Source organism: Streptomyces sp. TG1A-8 (assembly GCF_030499535.1).
Lineage (GTDB): Bacteria > Actinomycetota > Actinomycetes > Streptomycetales > Streptomycetaceae > Streptomyces.
The window spans coordinates 1224887-1248903 of record NZ_JASTLB010000001.1 but is presented as its reverse complement, the minus strand read 5'-3'; the positions used below and the strand labels follow the sequence as shown (position 1 = coordinate 1248903).

Sequence of the window (24017 nt, the reverse complement as noted above, 5' to 3'; positions counted from 1 at the left end):
CGTGCGGACTGGTCAGGTACCGGCCATGGCAGGATAGTGTGCCCCGGTGACCACGCAATCGAACACTCCTGCAGGCTGGTACCCCGATCCGCACGGGGCGGCCCAGACGCTCCGCTACTGGGACGGCGCGCAGTGGACCGACCACACCAACCCGGCCCAGCAGGCCGCCGTACAGGCTCCGCCGCCGCCGGCCGCCGTGCAGATCCCCCAGCAGCAGGGCGCCGACGCCAAGGTGCAGCGCCAGGTGCGGCAGCAGGCCGGCGTCGCGGCCGGCGGCCCGGGCGGGGGCACCCTCTTCACCGAGCCGGTCCTGGTCGTGAACCAGAAGGCCAAGCTGATCGAACTGACCAACGAGTACAAGGTCATGGATCAGAACGGGCGTGAGATCGGCTCGGTCACCGAGGTCGGGCAGAACGCGCTGAAGAAGATCCTGCGCCTCGTCTCCAGCATCGACCAGTTCATGACCCACAGGCTGGAGATCCGCGACGCCCACGGGCAGCCGCAGCTGGTGCTGACCCGGCCCGCGAAGATATTCAAGTCCCGGGTGGTCGTGACCCGCCCGGACGGCTCCCCGGTCGGTGAGATCGTCCAGCAGAACATGATCGGGAAGATCAACTTCGCGATGAACGTGAACGGCCAGAAGGTCGGCGCGATCAGGGCGGAGAACTGGCGGGCGTGGAACTTCTCGATCACCGACCACGCGGACAACGAGGTCGCCCGGATCACCAAGACCTGGGAGGGCCTCGCCAAGACGCTCTTCACGACCGCGGACAACTACGTCCTGCAGATCCACTACCAGCTGCCCGAGCCGCTGCTGAGCCTCGTCGTGGCGACGGCCCTGACCGTCGACACCGCCCTCAAGCAGGACTCGCGGGGCCTGGGCTGAGCCCACCCGGCCCACGGGCACGGCCACGGCGGCCGGCGCACGCGGCACGTCCCGCGCGCGCCGGCCGCCGCCGCGCCGGGCCCCCGCTAGAGCGCGCTGAGGTGTCCCGGCTGCTCCGGCCGGCGCGGCACCAGGACCGGTTCCGCCGTGGCCGTGTCCGGCTCCAGTGCCAGCACCGCGGCCACCGGGTGCTCCTCGTCCCCGGGCGCGGCCGGGGCGGCGGCGCGGGTCAGCAGGACCACGCCCCGGGCGGCGAGGCCCGCCCCGCCCAGCGCCAGCAGCACCCCGCCGGCCCCGCCCCGCAGGCCCTGTCCGAGCAGGGTGAGGCCGATGGCCGCGGCGGCCACCGGATTGGCCAGGGTGACCACGGCCAGCGGGGCGCCGAGACCGCCGCGGTAGGCCGTCTGCGCCAGCAGCAGCCCGCCGGCGGCGAACGCGGCGACGAGCACGGCGACCACGACCACCTCGACGCCCGGCACCGGCCCCGTGCGGCCCGTGACCGCCACCGTCACCGTCTGGGTGAGGGCGGAGGCGACGCCCGAGGCGAACCCGGAGGCCGTCGCGTGCCGCAGGCCCGGCCGGGCGCCGGGCCGGGCCAGCAGGCCGATCACGGCGGCGGTCGCGCCGGCCACCGCCAGCGCTCCGGTCAGGCTCAGCACCCGCTCGGGCGCCGGACCCGACGCGGCGGCCAGCAGCGCCCCGAGGCCGAGCAGCGTCAGGGCCGTCCCGTGCCACTCCGCCGCGCTGACCCGCCGCCCGGCCGCCCGCGCCCCGAGCGGCACGGCCGCGACGAGGGTGAGCGCGCCCAGCGGCTGCACGACGGTCAGCGGGCCGTACTTCAGGGCCACGACGTGCAGCAGGGCGGCGGCCGCGTTCAGCCCGACCGCCGACCACCAGGCACCGGTGCCGAGCAGCCGCACCAGGCCCGCGCCGGAGGTGCGGGAGGCGAGGCGTTCCTGGGCGACGGCGGCCGCGGCGTAGGCGACGGCCGAGACCAGCGACAGGCCGACGGCGACCAGCTCGGCGGCGTTCACCGGCCCGCTCCGACCAGGACGCCCTCGCGCGGGGCCGGCCGCCGGGTGCCGCGTGCCGCCGTGGTGGCGGCGCGGCGCGGCGGGTGGACGACCGCGAGCGCGACGCCGAGCATGGCCGTCGCCACCAGCGCGTCGAGCCAGTAGTGGTTGGCCGTGCCCACGATCACCAGCAGGGTGAGCAGCGGGTGCAGCAGCCACAGCCACCGCCACCGCGACCGGGTGGCCGCGACGAGGCCGGTCGCCACCATCAGCGCCCAGCCGAAGTGCAGCGACGGCATCGCCGCGAACTGGTTGGACAGGTGGTCGCCGGCGGGCGGGCCGTACACGGAGGGGCCGTAGAGGCGGGCGGTGTCCACCAGACCGGTGCCGGCCAGCATCCGCGGCGGGGCCAGCGGGAACGTGAACGGCAGCACCAGGGCCGCGCCGGTCACCGCGGCCAGCACCCGGCGGGCCCACACGTAGTGGGCGGGCCGCCGCACGTACAGCCAGACCAGGAAGGCGACCGTGGCCGGGAAGTGGACCACCGCGTAATAGGTGTTCGCCAGGTGTGCGAGGGCGTCGCCGTGCAGCAGCGCGGACTGCACGGCCGTCTCGCGGGGCAGGTGCGCGGCCCGTTCGAAGTGCCACACGCGCCGCGCGTTGCGGAAGGCTCCGGGGTTGCGTCCGCCGGCCAGCTGCCGCCCGAGCTTGTAGACGAGGAAGAGCCCCGCGACGAGCAGGAACTCGCGCAGGAGGGGCGGGCGCGCCGTCATCGCGTCCGGCTCGGTTTCTACAGGCTCGGTTCGGGCATTCATCCCCCGGCCCCTTCGCTGGCAGTGGTGCGTGGGTGGTACGTGCCGGGACCCGGACCGGGGTCCGGAACTCAGCGATACTTCTGCGTATCGATACGCCAGTGTACCGATACGGTTGGGTACCGGTACACTGGCGTATCGATCGACGGACACGCCGGGCAGCCGGTCCCGCGGCGCCCCGCCGGGGAGCGTGCCGGGGCGGGCCGTACGCACGAGTGAGGAGAACCACGCATGACGTCGCAGGCCGCGGACGGACCGGAGACGGTCGCCGCCTCGCGCCGCTCCAAGATCACGCCCGAGCGTGAGCGGGAGTTCTTCGACGCCGTGCTGGAACAGATCCGTGAGTGCGGCTACGACTCCGTGACCATGGAGGGCGTCGCCGCCAGCACCCGGTGCAGCAAGTCCACGCTCTACCGGCAGTGGAAGACCAAGCCCCAGTTCGTCGCGGCGGCACTGCGCGCCAACCGCCGGGTGCGCTTCGCGGGCATCGACACCGGCTCCCTCGCCGAGGACCTGCGCCAGGCCGCGCGGGCCGCGGGTGACTGGTCCGGCAAGGACACCCGGCTGCTGCAGGCGCTCGGGCACGCGGTCACGGACGACCACGAACTGGCGCAGGCGCTGCGCGAGGCACTCGTGCTGCCCGAGATCGCCGCGCTCCAGGAGATGCTGGAGCGGGGCGTCGCGCGGGGGGAGGTGCCGGCCGGCCATCCCGCGCTCGAGTACATCCCGGCGATGCTGTTCGGCGTCCTGCGCTTCCGGCCGGTGCTGTGCGGCCGGTACGCCGACTCCGGCTACCTGGAGCGCTTCGTGGAGGCCGCGGTGCTGCCCGCACTGGGCCTGGCATGAGACCCAGGCCGCCGTTCACGGGATGACTGAACGGTGGCCTGTCCGCGCCGCACCGTGGGGACGGGGGCGGCGCGCACCCCGGCCGGGCGGGGCTCCCCTTGAGCGGAGGGGCGCCCCGCCCGGCCGGTCCGCGTCAGACGTCCTGGCCGCTGCCGCCGCCGGACGAGACCTTGATGCCCTTGAGGATCCGGTCGATGACGGACACCTCCTGCCCGACGTCCACGCCGAAGCGCACCACGACCATCTGCCCGGCGTCGTTCGGCGCGGGGAACGCGACCGACTCGACGTAGCCGTCGGCGCCCTTGCCGGTGACCGCCTTCCAGCGCACCAGGTAGCCCTTCTGCCCGGCCACCGTCACCGTCTCGGCGGCCAGCACCCGGTGCGAGGTGATGCCGCCGTAGGTGGCGCCGCCGTAGGACTCCTTGGCGTTGGCCGCGATGTCCGCCTTCGCGACCGCCTCGGCCGTGCCGCCCTTGGTGCCCAGCGCCGCGGCCGGCGCCGAGTACGCGCCGCCCGGGGTGCAGGTCTGCGAGGTGTCGCCGGGGCACTTGTAGCTGTCGTCGGCGGTCACCTGCGCGCCGACGCCGAGTGACTGTCCCGTCCAGCCGTCCGGCACGGGCAGGCTGATCCCGTTGACCGGGTCCGGCACCCTCCCGCCGCCCTCGACCTTCGGCGCCGCGGACCGCCCCGGCGCCGGCGACCCGTCCGGACCGCCGGACCCGTCCGGTGCACCGGAACCGCCGGAGCCCCCCGGCCCGCCGGGCAGGCCGCCGGATCCCTCCTGGCCGCCGCTCCGCCAGCCCGGGCCCTGCTGCGAACCGGCGCGGTCGCCGCTGCCGCCGTCGTCCTTCGACAGCGCGTACGCGCCGACCACGATGCACGCCAGGACCGCGGCCGCCGCCGCGACGGCTATGCCCGTGCGCAGACCGCGCCGGGGCGCGGCCGGCGGCTGCGCGGGATACCCCGGATGGCCCGGGAACGCCGCGTACGGCGGGGGCGCCGGCTGTGCCGCGTACGCCGGGGGTGCCGCGTACGGCGGGGGCGCCGGCTGTGCCGGGGGACCCCACGCGGCGGCCGAGCCGGCGGGGCGGGTCCGGTCCGTCCAGGCCGTGCCGTCCCACCAGCGCTCGGCGGGCGGACCGTCATTCGTCTGCCCGGGGTCGGGGTACCACCCGGGAGGAGTCACCTGCGTCATGCCCCCACCGTATGAGGCATCGGTGAAAGGCGGATGAGAAGATCCGGCGCGAACGCCGCCGACCGGACATTCCGCTCCGGTTTTCCGGACGGCCGCGCCCGCGGGCGCCCGGCGGGCGCCGGGTGGGAGGCGCCGGGCAGCTCCACGAGCGTGGCGCCGGGCACCGCGTCCGCGATCTCCCGCGGGTGCGCGGGCGGGGTCGCGGGGTCCTCCCGGCGCAGTGTGCCGCGCCGCTCGCCCGCCCGGACGAGCAACGGGCCGACGGCGAGCGCCGCCGCGTCGCCCGGCAGGCGGACACGGGTGAACAGGTGCGTGAGCAGACCGCGCGCGAACACGCACGCGCTCAGGCAGGGGGCACTGCGGCCGCGCGCCCCGGGCCGCGGAGTGCGGGCGCACCAGTGCCCGTTCGCGTCCGTCCGGCAGCGTCCCCAGCCGGTGGACTCCACGCCGTTGCGGCCCAGACGGCCGCCCGTGGCCGGGTGCGCCGGAGGGAGCCGTCCACTCGCGGGACCGTGCCGTCCGGGGCCGGACCCCACAGCTCCACGCGTGCGGCGGGCGGCGGCTCGCCCGCGCCGTCGAGGACGTACCCGTGCACGGTGATCGTCTCCGGACGGGGCCGAACGGCCCACCGGGGCGGGGGTCCGGCCCGGCCCCCGCCACCCGGCCGGAGGGCCGCGCGGGCGCCCGCGGCGCGGCGCGGGCCCGTCGTGGGCGCCGGCCGGTTCGGCGCGGGCGCGGGCGGGTACCCGGGCGCCACCGCAAACCGGACGCGCCAGGGGCGAACGGCGCGCACGCGACCAAGGGAGCGCGATTCATGAAGGCAGTCACCTGGCAGGGCAAGCGCGACGTGCGGGTGGAGGACGTCCCCGACCCGCGGATCGAGGAGCCCACCGACGCCGTCATCCGCATCACGTCCACCGGCCTGTGCGGCTCGGACCTCCACCTGTACGAGGTGCTCACGCCGTTCATGACGCCGGGTGACATCCTCGGCCACGAGCCGATGGGCATCGTCGAGGAGGTCGGCTCCGAGGTGACGAACCTGCGGCCGGGCGACCGGGTCGTGGTGCCGTTCCAGATCGCCTGCGGGCACTGCTTCATGTGCTCCGCCGGTCTGCCCACCCAGTGCGAGACCACCCAGGTCACCGGTGAGCACATGGGCGCCGCCCTGTTCGGCTACACCCGCCTGTACGGCGCGGTGCCCGGCGCCCAGGCGCAGTACCTGCGGGTGCCGCAGGCGCAGTTCGGTCCGATCAAGGTCCCCGAGGGGCCGCCGGACGACCGCTTCGTCTACCTGTCCGACGTCCTGCCCACCGCCTGGCAGGCCGTGGAGTACGCCGCCGTCCCGCCCGGCGGCAGCCTCGCCGTGCTCGGTCTCGGGCCGATCGGCGAGATGGCCTGCCGGGTCGCCCTGGCCCGCGGCGTCGAGCAGGTCTTCGGCATCGACCTGGTGCCCGAGCGGCTGGCCCGGGCGAACCGGCGCGGTGTGCGCACCTACGACCTGAGGGCCTTCGACGACGACAAGGCGCTCGTCAACGCGATCCGTGACGCGACCGGCGGCCGGGGCCCGGACTCCGTGATCGACGCCGTGGGCACCGAGGCGCACGGCAGCGCCGTCGCCAAGCTCGCCCAGCAGGCCACCTCGATCATGCCCCGCCAGCTCAGCGCGCCGTTCGCCGAACGCTTCAGCATCGACCGGCTCGCCGCCCTGTACACGGCCATCGAGCTGGTCCGGCGCGGCGGCACGATCTCCCTCAGCGGCGTCTACGGCGGCATGGCCGACCCGATGCCGATGCTCACCCTGTTCGACAAGCAGATCCAGCTGCGGATGGGGCAGGCCAACGTCCGCCGGTGGAGCGACGAGATCATGCCCTACCTCACCGAGGAGGACCCGCTCGGCGTCGAGGACTTCGCCACGCACCGGCTGCCGCTCGCCGAGGCGCCGCGCGCGTACGAGATGTTCCAGCGCAAGCAGGACGGCGCGATCAAGGTCCTGCTGGAGCCGTGAGACCGGCCGGCGCCCGGCCGGGTCGGCGGTCGCGGTCCTCCTCGCCGCGGTCCTCCGCGGGGCCGTGGCGCACCGGCTCCGCCGGCCCGGCGGGGGTGCGGCTCCTCGGGGTGCGGTCGGGGCGCCGGCGGCGCAGCCGGGCCGTGCCCGCGGACCCGCGGACTTCCTGAGGCGCGCGGGCCGCCACGGTTATCCTGGCCGCAGCCCCCCAGGAGGAGTCCCGAAGTGACCGAGGCAGTGTCGCGTCCCACGCTGGAGGCCGTGGCCGCGCGGGCCGGGGTGTCCCGGGCCACCGCGTCCCGGGTCGTCAACGGCGGGGACGGAGTCAGGGAGACCCTCGTCGCCCGGGTCAGACAGGCGGTGGAGGAACTGGGGTACGTCCCCAACCAGGCCGCGCGCAGCCTCGTCACCCGGCGCCACGACGCGATCGCGGTCGTCATCGCCGAACCCGAGACCCGGGTCTTCGCCGACCCCTTCTTCGCGCTCCAGCTGCGCGGCATCAGCAAGGAGCTGACCGCCCACGACAACCAGCTCGTGCTGCTGCTGACCGAGGGCCGCGACGACCACGCCCGCGTGGCCCGCTATCTGGCCGGGGGCCACGTCGACGGCGCGCTCGTCTTCTCCCTGCACCTCGACGACCCGCTGCCCGGGCTCATCCAGGAGGCGGGCGTGCCCACCGTGTTCGGCGGCCGGCCCGACTGGGGCGACGGCACCCGCACCCCCCTGTACGTCGACAGCGACAACCGGGGCGGGGCGCGGGAGGCCGTACGCCACCTGGTGGGCCTCGGCCGGACCCGGATCGCGCACATCACCGGCCCGCTGGACCAGACCTCGGCGGCGGACCGGCTCGACGGCTACCGGGACGTGATGGGCGACACCGACCCCCGGCTCGTCGTGGAGAGCGACTTCACGCCGGACGGCGGCGAACACGCCATGCACGCCCTGCTCGGCCGCTGCCCGGACGTGGACGCGGTCTTCGCCGCCAACGACCTCACCGCGCTCGGCGCGCTGCGCGCGCTGCGCGCGCACGGACGGCGCGTGCCCGAGGACGTGGCCGTGATCGGCTTCGACGACATGGTGCCGGTCACCGAGCAGGCCGACCCGCCCCTGACCACGGTCCGCCAGGGCATAGAGGAGATGGGCCGGCTGATGGCCCGTCTCCTGCTGCGCGACCTGGCCGGCCGGGCCCGCAACGCGGCCACGACGGCGCCCGCCGCCAGCGTCGTCCTGCCCACGACCCTGGTACGCCGCGCGTCCGCCTAGTACTGCAATCCCAGGCATGGGGTCTGGCCTGGCGTTTGTAGTGGCTGAGGGGACTTGGGCCAAGGCCCCGGCCGGTGCGCCGAAACCGTCCAAGCCCGGCCCCGGTCGGCCACCGGGCCGAGGAAACCCGCCCGGCACCACGACACGGGGCGGGCCGCGCCCCGGCCACCGGTGCGGCACACACTCGACCGGCTCACCACAAGGGAGGCGCGAAGCCACGCAGCACGAGTAGTTGACAGAGCTCACATGGCCGGTTGCCGGTCGTCTGAAGAGATCACCAGCGCCTGCTCCGGCTGTTCGGCCAGGTGGAACACGGTACAAACGAAATCGACAGCCCCGCGTCCCGGGCGCCGCAGCCGTTTCCGTCCGCCGTGCCGGGCCTGCACGTCGTACTGCGGCCACCAGGTACGCACTTCCGTGCTTGCCCACATTCAGCTCGGCGCTCTCCTGGCGCGGGCGGTGACCTCGGCTTCCAGCGCCGACGGCACTACCGGGGCTGAAGACGGGGTGGTCGGACGGCGGCCCCGCGAGCGGCCGGAGCCGGCCGCCCGGATCCAGTTCCACAGCGTCTCCACGTCGATTCCCAGGCCCGCGGCGACCTGCTCGACCGTCGCTTCCGGCCGCGGCTCGTACAGTGCGACCGCCTCCGCCTTGAACCCGGCGGAGCAGTGCTTCATGACCACCACACGTCCGTCTCCCACATCCTCAAGACCCACTACCCCGAGTGTCCAAGATCACGGGTGAGGGCCCCTCGGCGATCACATCGGCCTGTGAAACAGCTCCGAGCATGCCCACCGATCGCGCCGGCGCACTGCGAAACCCTGAGATCCCCGACGGGGTCGGGCTTGTGTCACTCGGTTGACAGGCCTCCGTTTGCGGCGTCCCGGCCTGGATGTGGAGAAGCTGCGCAGGACGGGGGTGCTTGAGGGGCCGTGTTGGACCGGCGGGCGGAGCCTGGGAGAGTGGTGGGCATGGATATCGATCGCAGGAACAACGTCACCGTCACCGGGAACCCGCAGGGGCGGACGGTGGTGCTGGCTCACGGGTTCGGCTGTGATCAGAACATGTGGCGGCTGACGGTGCCGGCTCTGGTCGAGGACTACCGGGTGGTGCTGTTCGACTACGTGGGCTCGGGCCGCGCTGAGCCGTCCGCTTTCTCGGAGGAGCGTTACGCCTCCCTGGACGGTTATGCCCGGGACGTGGTGGAGGTGTGCGAGGCGCTCGATCTGCGCGACGCGGTGTTCGTGGGGCACTCGGTCAGTGCGATGATCGGGGTGCTGGCCGCCGATATGGCCCCGAAGCGCATCGGGGCGTTGGTGATGGTCGCTCCGTCCCCGCGGTACATCGACGACGACGGTTACCGAGGCGGGTTCAGTGCGGAGGACATCGACGAGCTGCTGGCGTCGCTGGAGTCGAACTACCTGGGCTGGTCGGCGGCGATGGCACCGGTGATCATGGGCAACATGGAGAGGCCCGAACTCGGTGAGGAGCTGACGAACAGCTTCTGTGCCACCGACCCGGACATGGCGCGTGTCTTCGCCCGGACCACGTTCCTGTCGGACTCGAGGGACGACTTGAAATCCGTGAGGGTGCCGACACTGGTGCTGGAGTGCACCCAGGACGTCATCGCCCCCCGTGAGGTCGGGGCCTTCGTCCACCAGGCGATCCCCGGCTCGAGGCTGGTCACCCTCGATGCCACCGGGCACTGCCCGCATCTGTCCGCGCCCGAAGCTACCAACGAAGCGATCACCGACTTCCTGGAGGACCTGCGCTGATGTGCCGAACCGGGCAGCAGCCCGACCCGCACGGCACGAGCGACGGGAAAACAGCGAACGCGGCATTCGCCGCCCTGTTGGAGGACAGCGCCGAAGAACTGTACGAGAGCGCGCCGTGCGGATACCTGTCCACACTCATGGACGGCACCATCGCGAAGATCAACACCACACTCCTGGACTGGCTCCGGCTGGAGCGGGAGGCGGTGGTGGGCCGGATGCGGTTCGCCGACCTGCTGACCATCGGGGGCAAGCTCTATTACGAGACGCACTTCGCGCCGCTGCTGCAGATGCAGGGCAAGATCGGCGGCATCGCCCTGGAGATCAAACAGGCCGGCGGTGCACGGATGCCGGTGCTGGTTTCCTCCGTCGTGAAACGCAGTGGTGCCGGCGAGCCGCTGCTGATCCGCACCACCGTCTTCGACGCCCGGGACCGTCGCGCCTACGAGCAGGAGCTTTTGCGAGCCCGGAAAGGCGCCGAGGAAGCGCGCAAGCAGGCGGAGGCCGACCGCGCCCGGCTGCAGGACACTCTGGCCGTGCTCCAGCAGTCACTACTGCCCGCCATCCTGCCCCACGTGCCCGGAGTGGAAGCAGCCGCCCACTACCGCACCGCCTCCCCCGACCAGCTCGGTGGCGACTTCTACGACCTCTTCCCCCTCGACGGCAAGCGCTTCGCCTTCTTTCTCGGCGACGTGTGCGGCAAGGGCCCCCAAGCCGCCGCCGTCACCTCCCTGACCCGCTACACCCTGCGCGCCGCAGCTCTGCACGACCCCGACCCCGTCGCAGCCCTGTCCACCCTCAACACGGTGCTCCACGAGCGTTACACCGGCAGCGGCGATCCGCGCTACTGCACCGTCATCTTCGGCACCCTCGACCCCGACCCGGTCACCGGTCAGGTCACCGTCCGGCTCGCTGCGGGCGGCCACCCCCCGGCGCTCATACTGCGGGCCGACGGCACAGCCGACTTCCTGCCCACCCCTGGTGGCTTCCTCGTCGGCATTCTGCCCGCCGCGCGTTTCGCCACCGCCACCACCGTCCTCGCCCCCGGCGACACCCTCCTGCTCTACACCGACGGCCTCACCGAAGCCCGCACCGGCAAGGACCGCACCACCTTGTACGGGGACGAGGCCCTGCGCGCCTTCACCACCGCCCACGCCGGCAAGTCCCCGCATGCCCTCGTCCAGGCCCTGACCGGCCTGCTGGACGACTTCGGCGACGGCCTCGACGACGACACCGCCCTGCTCGTCCTCGGCGCCCCCGCCCCGGCCTGAGGACTCAAAACACCGGATGAGTCCGCTGAAGATCGCCGCCCGGGACACCATGGCCGGTCCCGTTCCGGAGATCATCGGCGCACTCGACCACTCCAGCGCCATCGAACTGCCGGGCCTGCTCGCCACGGTCCCACTCCCGCCAGGACAACGCCTCGTCCCGGACCTGGCCGACACGGAATTCCGCGACTCCAGCGGCATCAGTGCCCTGATCGCCGCCCGTGATCTCGGCCACGCAGCCCAGGCCGACACCGTCCTCGTCGCGGTCCCCGCTCATGTCCTGCCCGTCCCGCGCATCGTCGGTTCCGACCAGGTCCTCTCCCACCGCCCCGACAACGACACCGCTACCCGGCCCTGATCCACGGAGCGTGCCGTCAGATGGCGATACCGCAAGCGTCCACGGTGTGTGTAGTGGGCAACCGGGTAGGCGACAGAACGGAGGGGCAAAAACACCGAAGAGCAGTGAACGCGACGAAAGAGCACCGTATGGTCATCCCGCTGAAGAAGCAGACGGCCGATGCACAGGGTACGGATGAGGGCACCCCGCTGCGCTACGGCGCTATCTGGGGGGATGGCGCAGCGCGCGCCGCAGACGCCCGCCAGGCCTTGCGCGCCTTCCTCGGCCACACCCCGCGAACCGGCCGCACGGCAGTGCCGACCGCCTTGGCCGTCGACGCCGAACTCGCCACCAGTGAGCTGGTCACCAACGCCATCCGGCACGCTCCGGGCCCCTGCGGCATGACCCTGCAGCTGTCCGACGACGAGTTGACGATCACCGTGTGGGACAGCTCCACCGAAAAGCCGGCGGCCAAGAATGCCGATCCGCGCCGCATCGGCGGTCACGGACTGCACCTGGTGTACACGGTCAGCGACAGAGTCGTCGTCGCACTCCGCGAAACGGGAAAGCGGATCACCGCACATCTGTCCCTGCCACCGAACCGGAACACCACCGATTTCCGCGGCATCACGCTCCCAGCCTGAGCACGCCTCTCACCGGTCCATAGCTGCCAGCGAAGACAACCGCTGATCCCGGCGGTGCGGCGGCCCGGCGCACCACGATCCGCTGGGCCGCCGCACCGCCGGACGGGCGATGACGGCCACGGGACCCGGCAAGTGCGCGATCCGTCCCGCCACCGGACCCGCACCGGGGCGCGTCACCACGGAAAGCGCGCCGACTGTGGCCTGACCCGACGGGCCGGCATCGTATCCGTGCAGGTCACCACGCTGTCCCGGCGTGGCCGGGCCGCCGGCGTCCCGGAGCGGCTCGTGGCCGGCCTGCACGGGGCGGCCACGAGCCGCTGAGCAGGATCAGCAGCGGCCGATGTAACAGCGGATGGCCGTACCGTCGGGGCCGGTGTGGATGTGTACGAGGTCAGCGAGGTAGTGCACCAGCAACAGACCCCGGCCGCCCAGCTGGCCCGGTGCGGGCGGGCGACGGCCGGCGAGCGAATCGCTCAGGTGTCCACGGTCGAGGACCTCGCACACCACGTGGCCGTCGTCGGCCCATATCCGCACGGTGCCCGACCCGCCGCCGTGCACGATGCTGTTGGTGGTGAGCTCGGCCACGATCAGGGCCAAGTCCTCCAGGCGGATACCGGACAGACCCAACCGCGCGGCCTGCTCGACCGCGTAGTGCCGGGCGCCCGGCAGGGCGTCGGCATCGAAGCCGAGTTCTTCGGCCTCGGTCGCGTGTACCAGGGGTTGGTTGTAGCGGGCGATCACATGCTCGGGGGCGTAGACAGGGCTGGGCCGCTCCCGGCCGCCGGAGATGACGACGGGATGGGTCGCGTACGCGTCGGTGAGCACCTGTTCGCTGAGGCGGTCGGCGTCGTACGGGCAGAGGATGGTGACGTCCCTGCCCTGGAATGCCGGGTTGATCAGCGCTTCGTGCTGGACGCACGCCGGGTATTCCACGCTGCTGCGGCCGGCCCAGATCGGTTCGCCGATGATCCGCACGCGCGTCCGGCGGTGCGCGTCGGCGAAAGCGCGCAGCACTTTGGGGATGATCCGTCCGGGGTTGCGCCCCGCCTCGGTCATGTCGAGGAAACGGACGTCTGCGGCGTCCTCGCCCAGGGCCGTCTTGAGGAGTTCCAGGTTCGGTCCGGGCACGGCCACCGCCACCGGCTCTCCGCCCCTCAGACCATCACGGATGAAGGGCACCGTGCCGTGCAGGTACTCCTCCTCGCCCCGGTAGAACAAGGCGGGATGAACGAACGGTTCAGTGGTCGGGGCAGTCATCACACGATCACCTCGACGGTGGGCAGGTCTGGCCAGAACATGTCCAGCACGCGCCGCAGGGCGGCAGGCGGCTGTTCGAGCACGATGCGTCGTCCCTCGGGGAGGCCCTGAGCGGCCACCGCTAGAGCCGAGACACCAGCGACGTCCACGAAGGTGACCGCGGAAAGTTCCAAGTGGCACGCCTCTTCGTCGCTCAGGGCGAGTTGGTGCAGCGTCTGTTCCCAGGCCTGGCGCGTGATCAAATTGATCTCGCCGCACGCTTGCCAGCCTGGCCGGTTCGCCAGCGGGCGTACGAGCAGAGCGTCCGTGGACGGGGTTGGCGATGCCCTCAGTGCCTCTGCCTCCCTTGAACCGCCCACGCCCTCACCCCTGGGTTTCCTGTTGCTTGAGTTCCCAGTATCCCGCACGACGAAGCCGTGTGGACGTCACAGCATGACGGAGGTGACCCGCGGCCCGCTCCGGCGTCGGCCGGGGGCCGCCTCCAGACGTGGCCGTGGCGTGCGGCAAGCAGGTCACAGCCGGGATGATCGAAGCTTGGGAGCGGGTTGCCGGGTGCATCGCGGTCTTCCGTCGATCCGAAATGGTTTACGAGGTCCCCCGAGATGCGGGGAATGATGACAGCGGGCCGGATGGGACTCACGAGTGGAGCCCTGACGGTTCCCGCCCCGGCAGGTACCCGCTGGAGTCGCGTGAGCGCGCGGTGCGGATGCACCGCGCCGCGGAGCCGGAGCCTGTGATCCGCCGCATGGCCGAGGAACTCGGTGTCCGCACGAGGCCCTGCGCGGCTGGATCCGCCAGGCCGAGGCCGAGGCCGCGGCCGACGCCGGCGAGCGCGACGACCTGCTCACCAGCGGCGAACGTGCCGAGCTGACCGTGCTGCGCAAGGAAAACGCCCAGCTCAAACCGCCGAACGAAATCCTGCGGACGACCTCGGTCCTTTTCGCCGCACGGCTCGATCCAACCCGGCCCAGGTGACGACGCCCTTCGCCGAGCACCCGCACCTGGAGGTCGAACCCGCGCTCCGGGAACTGCACATCCCCTCCTCCACCTGCTACCGATGCCGCCGGGCAGAGAAGGAGCCGTGCGAGCGGCGCCGCCAGGACGTCGAGCCGACCGGCGTCAGGTCCGCGGGTGATCGGGCGGGATCTACGGATCGCCCCGCGTCCAGGCCGTCCTGCGGCGGGGAGTCGTCCACGCCGGCCGGCGGCACCGTCCCGCCGAACACCGCGTCCGTCCCGGCGCCGCCCGGACGGACGCGGGGACACCTTTGGCCCGGCCCCGCGCGCCGCCGTGCGCGGACGCGTCCCGGCGGCGCATCATCGGGGCGGCCGGAGGTGTGTCACGGGGCCGTTGATCCGGCGTTGATCGAACGTTTTCCACCGGGCGGCACGATCCTGCCCATGCACTTGGACACGATGACCCCGGCCGATCCCACCTGGCAGCAGCAGGCCCTGTGCGCGCAGACCGGGGCCGAATTCTTCTTTCCCGAGCCCGGCAGTTCGGTGCGCGAGGCGAAGCGCATCTGCGGCATGTGCGAGATGCGCCCCGCCTGTCTGGAGTACGCGCTCGCCCACGACGAACGCTTCGGCGTCTGGGGCGGCCTGTCCGAGAAGGAACGCCTCGCGCTGCGCCGCACCGCCCGCTGAGACCCGGCCGGCCGCCCGGGCGGGCCTCAGCCCGCGGCCCGCGCCGCCATCCGCGCCTTGCGGGCCGCGAGGCGCTCGTCGAACTTGGCGGCCTCCGCGTCCAGACCGCCCATGAACAGGCCGAGTTCCTCCTGCGCCCGGCGCCCCTCGGGGCCGAGGCCGTCGATCTCCATGACCTTCAGGAAGCGCAGCACCGGCTGGAGGACGTCGTCGTGGTGGATGCGCAGGTTGTAGACCTCGCCGATCGCCATCTGCGCGGCGGCCCGCTCGAAGCCGGGGATGCCGTGGCCGGGCATGCGGAAGTCGACCACGACGTCCCGGACCGCCCGCATGGTCGGGTCGGGGGCGAGGTCGAAGGCGGCCTTCAGCAGGTTGCGGTAGAAGACCATGTGCAGGTTCTCGTCGGTCGCGATGCGCGTCAGCATGCGGTCGCAGACCGGGTCGCCGGACTGGTGGCCGGTGTTGCGGTGCGAGATCCGGGTCGCCAGTTCCTGGAAGGCGACGTAGGCGACGGAGTGCAGCATCGAGTGCCGGTTGTCGGACTCGAAGCCCTCGCTCATGTGCGCCATGCGGAACTGCTCCAGCTTGTCCGGGTCGACCGCGCGCGAGGTGAGCAGGTAGTCGCGCAGCACGATGCCGTGCCGGCCCTCCTCGGCCGTCCAGCGGTGCACCCAGGTGCCCCAGGCGCCGTCGCGGCCGAAGAGCGAGGCGATCTCGTGGTGGTAGCTGGGGAGGTTGTCCTCCGTCAGCAGGTTGACCACCAGGGCGGTGCGGCCGATGTCCGTCACCGGGGACTGCTCCTTGTCCCAGGCCTCGCCGTCCTCGAACTGGCCGGGGAAGTTGCGGCCGTCGCTCCAGGGCACGTACTCGTGCGGCATCCAGTCCTTGGCGACCTTCAGGTGCCGGTTCAGTTCGTTCTCGACCACTTCCTCCAGTGCGTACAACAGACGGGCGTCGGTCCAGACGGACGTGCTGCCGGGGTGGGGGGAGGTGATCGTCACGTGAACTCCAGGGGGACGGCGAACAGGGATGTGCAGGGGGACGGCCCGGCGGGCGGTGCCGGGAACCTACGTAATCGTAGGCTACGTACCCGTAGGTTACGTAACCGTAGGTTAAGGGTGTCGTAAAGGGCCGCTGATCGGGGAGCACGGGCCGTGGTCCGGGACGGGGCCCGGGGCCACCGGGGGACGGGGGCCGGCGGTGCGGCTGCGCGCCGGTCGCGCGGCGCCGCAGCCGCCATCATGCAGGACGCCCCGGCGGGGACGGAACCCCGCCGGGCCCCGCGGTCCGGCCGGTGGCCCCCGCCGGGATTCATCCGGCCGCGCCCACCTCCTCCGCCGAGGTCTCCCGCAGCCGCCCGTCCTCGATCAGCAGCCAGCGCGTGATGCCGACGGACTCCAGGAACGGCAGGTCGTGACCGGCGACGAACAGCGCGCCCCCGTAGGACCCCAGGGCCGTGGTCAGCTGCCGGACGCTGGCCATGTCGAGGTTGTTGGTCGGCTCGTCCAGCAGGAGCAGCTGGGGGGCGGGTTCGGCGAGCATCAGCGCGGCCAGGCAGGCCCGGAAGCGCTCACCGCCGGACAGCGTGCCCGCGCGCTGGTCGGCCCGCGCGCCCCGGAACAGGAAGCGGGCCAGCCGCGCCCGGACGCGGTTGTGGGTGGCGTCCGGCGCGAACCGGGCCACGTTCTCGGCCACCGTCAGGGCGTCGTCGAGGACGTCCAGCCGCTGGGGCAGGAACCGCAGCGGGACGTGCACGTCCGCTTCCCCGGCCACCGGCTCCAGTTCCCCGGCGAGGGTCCGCAGCAGCGTCGTCTTGCCGGCACCGTTGCGGCCGACGAGCGCGACCCGCTCCGGGCCGCGCAGGTCGAGGACGCCCTCGACGCGCGCCCCGTACGCCGTCTCCAGGTCCTCCAGGGTGAGGACCCGGCGGCCGGGCGGCACGGCGGTGCCGGGCAGCTCGACGCGGATCTCGTCGTCGTCCCGCACGGCCTCGGCCGCCTCGTCCAGGCGCTCCCTGGCCTCGGCGAGCCGCTCCTCGTGCAGGATGCGGTGCTTGCCGGCGGACTCCTGCGCGGCGCGCTTGCGCGCCCCCATGACGATCTTCGGTTCGCGCTTGGAGTCGTACATCTTCTGCCCGTACCGCTTGCGGCGGGCCAGTTTCACCTGGGCGTCGGCCAGTTCGCGCTTCTGCTTGCGCACGTCGGCCTCCGCCGCGCGCACCGTCCGCCCGGCCGCCTCCCGTTCCACGGCGAGCGCCTCCTCGTAGGCGGAGAAGTTGCCGCCGTACCAGGTGACCTCACCGGAGCGCAGCTCCGCGACCTGGTCGACCAGGTCCAGCAGTTCACGGTCGTGGCTGACCACGACGAGCACGCCCGGCCAGGCGGTGACGGCCGCGTACAGCCGGCGGCGCGCGTACAGGTCGAGGTTGTTGGTGGGTTCGTCCAGCAGCAGGACGTCCGGGCGGCGCAGCAGCAGTGCGGCCAGGCGCAGCAGCACCGACTCGCCGCCGGACACCTCACCGACGGTGCGGTCCAGGCCGATGCGGCCGAGGCCGAGTTCGCCGAGGGTGACCAGGGCGCGCTCCTCGACGTCCCAGTCGTCGCCGACCGCCTCGAAGTGCTCCTCGGCGACGTCGCCCGCCTCGATGGCGTGCAGGGCGGCCCGCCGCTCGGCGATGCCGAGGGCCTGGTCGACCCGGAGCGCGGTGTCGAGCGTGACGTTCTGCGGCAGGTGGCCGACCTCGCCGGTCACCTTGACGGTGCCGCCGGACGGGGTGAGGTCGCCGGCGAGCAGTTTCAGCAGGGTGGACTTCCCGGAGCCGTTGACGCCCACGAGCCCGGTCCGGCCGGGCGGGAAGGCGGTGTCCAGGCCGTCGAGGACGGACGTGCCGTCGGGCCAGGCGAAGGACAGGGACGTGCAGGTGACGGAGGAAGGCATTCGGGCCTCGCGGTGGGTGCGTGCGGTCGGGCGGGCACGGGGAGACACCGCGAGGCGGAACACCGAGGGTCCGGGCCGTGAGGGGCCGGGGGCACGGAAGAAGGGCTGTGCCGGGAGGACGGCTCGGACGCCGAGGTCGTACGCCACGCACACCTGTGCGGTGTGAACGCGGTGTCTCGGGGACCTCAGACGAGCAACGTCCTTCTCCCATCGGCGGCAACAGGACCGCTGTCCACCGTAGGAGCGGGCCGGGGGGCTGTCAAAGCGGTTTCCGTCCGGCGCGCAGGAGTATCAGCAGGCGTCCCGCATCAGTTCGGCCAGGTGGTGGTCGAGGTCCAGCTGCAGGTGCTCCAGGCCGACGGGCACCAGTTCGCCCGTCGCCTCCAGGAACCGCCGTACCTCCCCCGAGCGCACGTGCACGACCGCCGTGCCCTCGGGGGCGTGGAACTCCAGCACCGTGCGGTCGTAGCCGTACGGCCGCACGCGGACGTCCCCGTGCCCCTCGGGCCCCTCCATCCCGGCGGCGAGCAGCTCGCGGGAGAACGTCCAGCACACCTCGACGCCCTCCAGGGTGGCCGGGGCGGGGAAGGTCATGCGGACGGCGAAGGGATCGCTCCGCTCGTAGCGCAGCGTGGCGGGAATGCTCGGCATGCGCGGTGCGGCGGCGACGAGGCGCGCCTCCACGGGCTGCTCGATGACGGTGGACAACGCCTTGCTCCCTCGTGACGGCTGGACGGACTTCCGGGCGTGCGCCCTGGCACTGGAAGAGACGAAGCGATCGGCCGATCCGTGCACACCGGGAACTAGTGACCTCGGTCACCGTCTTCATGCGCCCGGACCGCGCCGGGCGCCCCGGCGGGGCCGCTGACGTAGGAATCCGGAAGCCGGGTACCCGTCCCCTGCCCGAGGACCAGGGAAGGGAGCGATCATGCCGGCCGGTTCCAGCTCCAAGCGCGAACGCCAGTACGAGCACATCAAGGAGAGCGCGGAGCAGCGGGGCGAGAGCGCCGGACGCGCCAAGGAGATCGCGGCGCGGACGGTGAACAAGGAGCGCGCCCGCTCCGGCGAGTCGAGGACCGCGAGCCGCAGCTCCACCCAGGACATGTCGTCCGGCAGGCGCGGCGGCCACCGGTCGGGCGACCGCACCGGCTCCAAGGGGCCCACCTACGACCAGCTGTACAACGAGGCCAGGCAGCGCGGCATCGACGGCCGTTCGCACATGAACAAGGAACAGCTGCAGCGCGCGCTGGACTCCGGGAAGGGCTGACCCGCGCGGCCGGCGCGCCGGGCCCCGGCCCGCCGGTGAGGGGACGCGCCGCGATCGCCGGGACCCCGCCGGGGCCGTACAGTCGTGGCCACCATGACGACCGCAGAGGTGCCCGCGGGCTGGCCCGCGACCGAGGAAGAGGCCCGCGCGGCCCAGGACGAACTGCGCGGGCGGGTGGTCCGCGACGAGCCCGGGCCGCCGCCCGGCACGGGCCGCGTCACCGGCGTGGACGTCGCCTACGACGACGAGCGCGACCTCGTGGCCGCGGCGGCCGTCGTCCTGGACGCGGCGACCCTGGAGGTCGTCGCCGAGACGACGGCCGTGGGCCGCATCCCGTTCCCCTACGTGCCAGGCCTGCTCGCGTTCCGCGAGGTCCCGGCCGTCCGCGCCGCCCTCGACGCCCTGCCGTGCCCGCCGGGCCTGGTCGTCTGCGACGGCTACGGCCTCGCCCACCCGCGCCGCTTCGGCCTCGCCAGCCACCTGGGAGTGCTCACCGGCCTGCCCACCATCGGCGTCGCCAAGAACCCCTTCACCTTCGGGTACGACGAGCCCGCCCCCGCCCGGGGCAGCGCGGCGCCGCTCCTCGCGGGCGCCGAGGAGGTCGGGCGTGCCCTGCGCACCCGGGACGCCGTCAAGCCGGTGTTCGTCTCCGTGGGCCACCGCGTGAGCCTGGGCAACGCGGTGGCGCACACGCTGGCGCTCACCCCCGCCCACCGGCTGCCGGAGACCACCCGCAGGGCGGACGCCCTGTGCCGGCGGGCCCTGCGGGAGGCGGTGGCCGCGGCGGGGTGAGGGCGGGCTCCGGCCGGGCGCGGCGCCCGCGTGCACACGGACAGGTGCGTTCGCCGCCCCACCGGGAAGGCGGCCCGTATGACGACGCACCGTGCCGCCAAGCCCGTGACCCGTCCCGACCAGCCCGCCGAGCGCGCCGTGACGGCCGCGCTGGTCCTCGCCGTCGCGGCGGGGCTCGCCTGGACCGGCGGGATGCTCTACACCCTGTGGGGATGGCGGCTGTAGCGCCGCGGCCGGAACCGCTGGTCCCGGCGTCCCGGCGGGACGGCCGCGGCTATCCGCGGGCCGCGACCCGGAAGGTGATGCCCGCCGCGCGCAGGCGCTCGGTCAGCGCGTCGCCCATCGCCGTGGCCGTGGTGACCTGGCCGGCCGTCGGCGGCGTGTCGTCGAGGGCCAGGCACAGGGCCGCCTCGGCGAGCATCTTCGCCGTCTCGTCGTAGCCCGGGTCGCCGCCCGCGACCTCCGTGAGGACGCGCCGCCCGCCGCCCTCGCCCACGAAGCGCACCCTGAACCAGCTCTTCGCCCGCCGCTGCGCGCTCGGCCCGTCCCCGGGCCGCAGCCGGTCCGACAGCCAGCGCCGGACGGGCGGGAACTGGGCGGCGGCCGCGATGCCGCCGGCGGCGGCGACGCCGCCCAGGGCGACCGGGAGGTGCCGGACCGCCGCGTAGTGCCGGTAGCGGAAGTCGGGACCGTACCGCTGGAGGGAGCGCGCCGAGCGGCGCACGACCTGCGGATCGATGGTCGGCAGCGGCAACGCCCACGCGCCGACCTCCCCGGCGAACCGGGGCGCGCCCGTCGGCGCGGCCACCCGGCGGCCCGGCAGCCGCGGCTCGTGCCGGCCGCGCTCGCGGGCCGCGGCCAGCATCCGCCGCCCGCGCGCGAACTGGTTGAGCGCCGAGGCCAGCGTGCCGCCGGAGAAGGCCGCGTCGGCGGTCACGAACCCGTCCACGGTCAGCGGCACGCCCTCCGGAAGCTGCCGGACCGTGAAGTACACGCCCAGGTCGTGCGGGACGGAGTCGAATCCGCACGCGTGCACCAGGCGGGCGCCGGTCTCCCGCGCGCGGGCGTCGTGCCGGACGTACATCAGGTCCACGAACTCCGGCTCACCGGTGAGGTCGAGGTAGTCGGTCCCCGTGTCCGCGCACGCGGCGACGAGTCCCTCGCCGTGGGCCAGGTACGGGCCCACGGTCGTGGCCACCACGCGCGCCCGCTCCGCGAGGGCGCGCAGGGTGGCCGGGTCGCCCGCGTCGGCCCGCAGCACGCCGGGGTCCGAGCCGCCGGGCAGACGCCCGCGCAGCCGCTCCAGCGCCTCCCCGTCGCGTCCGGCGACCGCCCAGCGCAGGCCCTCGGGCGCGTGCGCGGCGAGGTACCGCGCCGTCAGCGTGCCGACGAAGCCGGTGGCCCCGAAGAGCACGAGGTCGTACGGACGGTCGGTCCTCTTCAGCCTGCTCATGACACCCCTTGGTCGTGCAGCCCGCGCCGCTGTCGGTGGCCGAGGCTAGCGTGAGGAGCGTGGAGCCGGACGGCCGGGCCGGGAGCGTGGCGTCGGCGGGCATTTGGCTGAGCGCTTGCTCGTCCAGGTCTTGTGTCCGGTGGGCCACCTTCCTAGCATCACCGGTGTTACATCAGTTGTGTCACACGCGTGGGGAGCACGGCATGACGACGGCAGCGACGCCGGGGCAGGGGCCGCTCCGCGGCGTGCGCGTGGTGGAGCTGGCCGGCATCGGGCCGGGCCCGTTCGCCGCCATGCTCCTGGCCGACCTGGGCGCCGACGTGGTCCGGGTGGACCGCCCGGGCGGCCCCGGCCTGGCGATCGATCCGGCGTACGACGTGACGAACCGCAACAAGCGCTCGGTCGTCGTCGACCTCAAGGCCCCGGACGGCCCCGCGCGCGTGCTGGCCCTCGCCGCGCGCGCCGACGTCCTGATCGAGGGCTACCGCCCCGGCGTCGCCGAGCGCCTCGGCATCGGCCCCGAGGCCTGCCACGCCCGCAACCCCCGCCTGGTCTACGGCCGGATGACCGGCTGGGGACAGGACGGCCCCCTGGCCGGCCGCGCCGGCCACGACGTGGCCTACATCGCCCTCACCGGCACCCTCGGCATGATCGGCCCCCCGGACGGGCCCCCGGCCGTCCCCGCCAACCTGCTCGGCGACTACGCGGGCGGCTCCCTCTACCTGGTCGTCGGCGTCCTCGCCGCCCTGCACCACGCCCGCGCCACCGGCACCGGCCAGGTCGTGGACGCCGCCGTCGTCGACGGCACGGCGCACCTGTCCGCGATGATCCACGGCATGCTGGCCGCCGGCGGCTGGCAGGACCGGCGCGGCGCCAACCTCCTGGACGGCGGCTGCCCGTACTACGGCACCTACGGGACCGCCGACGGCCGGTACATGGCGGTCGGCGCCCTGGAGGAGCGCTTCTACGAGGAGTTCCTGCGCCTGCTAGGCCTGGACGACCCGGCCGGGGCCGCCCGCACCGACCCCGCCCGCTGGGGCGAGCTGCGCGAGCGGGTCGCCGCCCGCTTCAGGTCCCGCACCCGCGCGCACTGGACGGCCGTCTTCGACGGCTCCGACGCCTGCGTGGCCCCCGTGCTGTCCCTCGGGGAGGCCCCGCACCACCCGCACCTGGCCGCCCGCGGCACCTTCACCGACCACGCCGGCATCACCCAACCGGCCCCCGCCCCCCGCTTCTCCGCCACCCCCACCGCCGTCCGCACCGGCCCCGCCCTGCCGGGCGCCGGCGCCGGGGCGGTGGCACGGGAGTGGGGCCTGCCCGAACTCGCGAACGACGCCCCCGGCACGGACGGCGTCTGACCCCGCCCGCCGCCCGGCCCACCCTCCCGAAAGGCACGCCAGTGAGCACCGAAGCGTACGTGTACGACGCGATCCGCACCCCGCGCGGCCGTGGCAAGGCGAACGGCGCCCTGCACGGCACGAAACCCATCGACCTGGTCGTCGGCCTCATCCACGAGATCCGGAGCCGCTTCCCGGACCTCGACCCGGCCGCGATCGACGACATCGTGCTGGGCGTCGTCGGCCCGGTCGGCGACCAGGGCTCCGACATCGCCCGGATCGCCGCGATCGCGGCCGGGCTGCCGGACACGGTCGCGGGCGTCCAGGAGAACCGCTTCTGTGCCTCCGGCCTGGAGGCCGTGAACATGGCCGCCGCCAAGGTCCGCTCCGGCTTCGAGGACCTCGTCCTCGCCGGCGGCGTGGAGTCCATGTCCCGCGTCCCGATGGCCTCCGACGGCGGCGCCTGGTTCAACGACCCGATGACGAACCTCGCGGTGAACTTCGTGCCGCAGGGCATCGGCGCCGACCTCATCGCCACCCTCGAGGGCTTCTCCCGCCGCGACGTGGACGAGTACGCAGCCCTGTCCCAGGAGCGCGCCGCCACCGCCTGGAAGGAGGGCCGCTTCGACCGCTCGGTCGTCCCCGTCAGGGACCGCAACGGCCTCGTGGTCCTCGACCACGACGAACACCCGCGCCCCGGCACCACCGCCGACTCCCTCGCCTCGCTCAAGCCGTCGTTCGCGGACATCGGCGAACTGGGCGGCTTCGACGCGGTCGCGCTCCAGAAGTACCACTGGGTGGAGAGGATCGACCACGTCCACCACGCGGGCAACTCCTCCGGCATCGTGGACGGCGCCTCCCTGGTCGCGATCGGCTCCGCGGAGGTCGGCGAGCGCTACGGCCTCACCCCGCGCGCCCGGATCGTCTCCGCCGCCGTCTCCGGCTCCGAGCCGACCATCATGCTCACCGGCCCCGCCCCCGCCACCCGCAAGGCCCTGGCCAGGGCCGGGCTGGACATCGGCGACATCGACCTCGTCGAGATCAACGAGGCGTTCGCCGCGGTCGTGCTGCGCTTCGTCAAGGACATGGGCCTCAGCCTGGACAAGGTCAACGTCAACGGCGGCGCCATCGCCCTCGGCCACCCGCTGGGCGCCACCGGGGCGATGATCCTCGGCACCCTGGTGGACGAACTGGAACGCCAGGACAAGCGGTACGGACTGGCCACCCTGTGCGTCGGCGGCGGCATGGGCATCGCCACCGTCGTCGAGCGCATCTGACCTCCCCGCG

24 protein-coding genes and 3 pseudogenes are annotated in these 24017 nt (G+C 73.6%); 14 read left to right on the top strand and 13 right to left on the bottom strand.

All coding sequences use genetic code 11. The annotated features are described in order from the left end of the window. Positions 1 to 46 precede the first annotated feature (46 nt). Positions 47 to 886, top strand: coding sequence for a phospholipid scramblase-related protein (locus QQY24_RS05060; protein WP_301971450.1), 840 nt, complete (start codon positions 47 to 49; stop codon positions 884 to 886). An 86-nt stretch (positions 887 to 972) separates the two neighbouring features. Here the strand turns inward: QQY24_RS05060 and QQY24_RS05055 are convergent, their stop codons facing one another. Next, positions 973 to 1920, bottom strand: a complete 948-nt coding sequence (locus tag QQY24_RS05055; RefSeq protein ID WP_301971449.1) for a hypothetical protein — start codon at positions 1918 to 1920, stop codon at positions 973 to 975. Continuing rightward, positions 1917 to 2714 (bottom strand): phosphatase PAP2 family protein, encoded by a 798-nt coding sequence (locus tag QQY24_RS05050; RefSeq protein WP_301971448.1) that lies wholly within the window; start codon positions 2712 to 2714, stop codon positions 1917 to 1919. The genes QQY24_RS05055 and QQY24_RS05050 overlap by 4 nt, the downstream gene beginning before the upstream one ends. A 228-nt stretch (positions 2715 to 2942) precedes the next feature. On the opposite strand from QQY24_RS05050, the gene QQY24_RS05045 reads away from it, so the two are divergent. Then, a complete protein-coding gene (locus tag QQY24_RS05045) occupies positions 2943 to 3557 on the top strand; it encodes a TetR/AcrR family transcriptional regulator (RefSeq protein ID WP_301971447.1) in 615 nt (204 codons plus the stop codon). 133 nt (positions 3558 to 3690) lie between these two features. Here QQY24_RS05045 and QQY24_RS05040 read toward each other — a convergent pair whose 3' ends face one another. The 3 genes and pseudogenes from QQY24_RS05040 to QQY24_RS05030 all read right to left on the bottom strand — a co-directional run. Next, positions 3691 to 4752 carry a DUF2510 domain-containing protein gene (locus QQY24_RS05040; protein ID WP_301971446.1) on the bottom strand — a complete coding sequence of 354 codons (1062 nt, stop codon included), beginning with the start codon at positions 4750 to 4752 and terminating at the stop codon, positions 3691 to 3693. Positions 4753 to 4853: 101 nt separating this feature from the next. Then, positions 4854 to 4967, bottom strand: a pseudogene (locus QQY24_RS05035) (4-carboxymuconolactone decarboxylase); the annotation flags it as partial. Between the two features lie 3 nt (positions 4968 to 4970). Next, positions 4971 to 5362 (bottom strand): annotated as a pseudogene (locus QQY24_RS05030) (protocatechuate 3,4-dioxygenase subunit alpha); the annotation flags it as partial. A 204-nt stretch (positions 5363 to 5566) separates the two neighbouring features. On the opposite strand from QQY24_RS05030, the gene QQY24_RS05025 reads away from it, so the two are divergent. Beyond that, positions 5567 to 6757: a zinc-dependent alcohol dehydrogenase gene (locus QQY24_RS05025; RefSeq protein ID WP_301971445.1), complete on the top strand. Its 1191-nt coding sequence runs from the start codon at positions 5567 to 5569 to the stop codon at positions 6755 to 6757. A 225-nt stretch (positions 6758 to 6982) separates the two neighbouring features. Further along, positions 6983 to 8020, top strand: a complete 1038-nt coding sequence (locus QQY24_RS05020; RefSeq protein WP_301971444.1) for a LacI family DNA-binding transcriptional regulator — start codon at positions 6983 to 6985, stop codon at positions 8018 to 8020. Positions 8021 to 8262: 242 nt separating this feature from the next. Here the strand turns inward: QQY24_RS05020 and QQY24_RS05015 are convergent. Both QQY24_RS05015 and QQY24_RS05010 read right to left on the bottom strand, forming a co-directional pair. Next, a pseudogene (locus QQY24_RS05015) lies at positions 8263 to 8442 on the bottom strand (transcriptional regulator); the annotation flags it as partial. Between the two features lie 9 nt (positions 8443 to 8451). Further along, positions 8452 to 8697: a transposase gene (locus tag QQY24_RS05010; protein WP_301971443.1), complete on the bottom strand. Its 246-nt coding sequence runs from the start codon at positions 8695 to 8697 to the stop codon at positions 8452 to 8454. Between the two features lie 294 nt (positions 8698 to 8991). On the opposite strand from QQY24_RS05010, the gene QQY24_RS05005 reads away from it, so the two are divergent. From QQY24_RS05005 to QQY24_RS04990, 4 genes are all read left to right on the top strand, one after another. After that, positions 8992 to 9795 (top strand): alpha/beta fold hydrolase, encoded by an 804-nt coding sequence (locus tag QQY24_RS05005; RefSeq protein WP_301971442.1) that lies wholly within the window; start codon positions 8992 to 8994, stop codon positions 9793 to 9795. Continuing rightward, positions 9795 to 11063: a PP2C family protein-serine/threonine phosphatase gene (locus tag QQY24_RS05000; RefSeq protein WP_301971441.1), complete on the top strand. Its 1269-nt coding sequence runs from the start codon at positions 9795 to 9797 to the stop codon at positions 11061 to 11063. Before QQY24_RS05005 ends, QQY24_RS05000 begins: the two co-directional genes overlap by 1 nt. A gap of 16 nt (positions 11064 to 11079) precedes the next feature. Beyond that, on the top strand, positions 11080 to 11418 hold the full coding sequence (locus QQY24_RS04995) for an STAS domain-containing protein (protein ID WP_301971440.1): 339 nt from the start codon (positions 11080 to 11082) through the stop codon (positions 11416 to 11418). A gap of 128 nt (positions 11419 to 11546) precedes the next feature. Next, entirely contained in the window at positions 11547 to 12041 is a 495-nt protein-coding gene (locus tag QQY24_RS04990) for an ATP-binding protein (RefSeq protein ID WP_301971439.1), read from the top strand. 327 nt (positions 12042 to 12368) lie between these two features. Here QQY24_RS04990 and QQY24_RS04985 read toward each other — a convergent pair whose 3' ends face one another. Together QQY24_RS04985 and QQY24_RS04980 are read right to left on the bottom strand one after the other, a co-directional pair. Further along, entirely contained in the window at positions 12369 to 13298 is a 930-nt protein-coding gene (locus QQY24_RS04985; RefSeq protein ID WP_301971438.1) for a sensor histidine kinase, read from the bottom strand. Then, the gene (locus tag QQY24_RS04980; RefSeq protein WP_367657979.1) at positions 13298 to 13657 is read right to left on the bottom strand and encodes an STAS domain-containing protein; all 360 of its coding nucleotides are present in this window, start codon (positions 13655 to 13657) and stop codon (positions 13298 to 13300) included. Before QQY24_RS04980 ends, QQY24_RS04985 begins: the two co-directional genes overlap by 1 nt. Before the next feature lie 1041 nt (positions 13658 to 14698). Here QQY24_RS04980 and QQY24_RS04975 point away from each other — a divergent pair. After that, positions 14699 to 14944 carry a WhiB family transcriptional regulator gene (locus tag QQY24_RS04975; protein WP_301971437.1) on the top strand — a complete coding sequence of 82 codons (246 nt, stop codon included), beginning with the start codon at positions 14699 to 14701 and terminating at the stop codon, positions 14942 to 14944. Between the two features lie 26 nt (positions 14945 to 14970). Here QQY24_RS04975 and QQY24_RS04970 read toward each other — a convergent pair whose 3' ends face one another. The 3 genes from QQY24_RS04970 to QQY24_RS04960 form a co-directional block, all read right to left on the bottom strand. Continuing rightward, positions 14971 to 15945 carry an acyl-ACP desaturase gene (locus QQY24_RS04970; protein ID WP_301971436.1) on the bottom strand — a complete coding sequence of 325 codons (975 nt, stop codon included), beginning with the start codon at positions 15943 to 15945 and terminating at the stop codon, positions 14971 to 14973. 310 nt (positions 15946 to 16255) lie between these two features. Next, positions 16256 to 17881, bottom strand: a complete 1626-nt coding sequence (locus QQY24_RS04965) for an ABC-F family ATP-binding cassette domain-containing protein (protein WP_301971435.1) — start codon at positions 17879 to 17881, stop codon at positions 16256 to 16258. Positions 17882 to 18172: 291 nt separating this feature from the next. Beyond that, positions 18173 to 18589, bottom strand: a complete 417-nt coding sequence (locus QQY24_RS04960) for an SsgA family sporulation/cell division regulator (protein WP_301971434.1) — start codon at positions 18587 to 18589, stop codon at positions 18173 to 18175. A gap of 220 nt (positions 18590 to 18809) precedes the next feature. Between QQY24_RS04960 and QQY24_RS04955 the strand changes: the two genes are divergently transcribed. The 3 genes from QQY24_RS04955 to mmpA all read left to right on the top strand — a co-directional run bounded on the left by QQY24_RS04955 (position 18810) and on the right by mmpA (position 20165). Beyond that, entirely contained in the window at positions 18810 to 19148 is a 339-nt protein-coding gene (locus tag QQY24_RS04955; RefSeq protein ID WP_301971433.1) for a plasmid stabilization protein, read from the top strand. 93 nt (positions 19149 to 19241) lie between these two features. After that, complete coding sequence (locus QQY24_RS04950; protein ID WP_301971432.1) at positions 19242 to 19940, top strand: endonuclease V; 699 nt, start codon at positions 19242 to 19244, stop codon at positions 19938 to 19940. 78 nt (positions 19941 to 20018) lie between these two features. Beyond that, positions 20019 to 20165: a morphogenic membrane protein MmpA gene (gene mmpA / locus QQY24_RS04945; protein ID WP_301971431.1), complete on the top strand. Its 147-nt coding sequence runs from the start codon at positions 20019 to 20021 to the stop codon at positions 20163 to 20165. 49 nt (positions 20166 to 20214) lie between these two features. On the opposite strand, the gene QQY24_RS04940 is transcribed toward mmpA, so the two are convergent. Next, a complete protein-coding gene (locus QQY24_RS04940) occupies positions 20215 to 21393 on the bottom strand; it encodes a trans-acting enoyl reductase family protein (protein ID WP_301971430.1) in 1179 nt (392 codons plus the stop codon). A 203-nt stretch (positions 21394 to 21596) separates the two neighbouring features. On the opposite strand from QQY24_RS04940, the gene QQY24_RS04935 reads away from it, so the two are divergent. Next, positions 21597 to 22751: a CaiB/BaiF CoA-transferase family protein gene (locus QQY24_RS04935; RefSeq protein WP_301971429.1), complete on the top strand. Its 1155-nt coding sequence runs from the start codon at positions 21597 to 21599 to the stop codon at positions 22749 to 22751. 41 nt (positions 22752 to 22792) lie between these two features. Further along, positions 22793 to 24007 carry an acetyl-CoA C-acetyltransferase gene (locus QQY24_RS04930; protein ID WP_301971428.1) on the top strand — a complete coding sequence of 405 codons (1215 nt, stop codon included), beginning with the start codon at positions 22793 to 22795 and terminating at the stop codon, positions 24005 to 24007. Positions 24008 to 24017 lie beyond the last annotated feature (10 nt).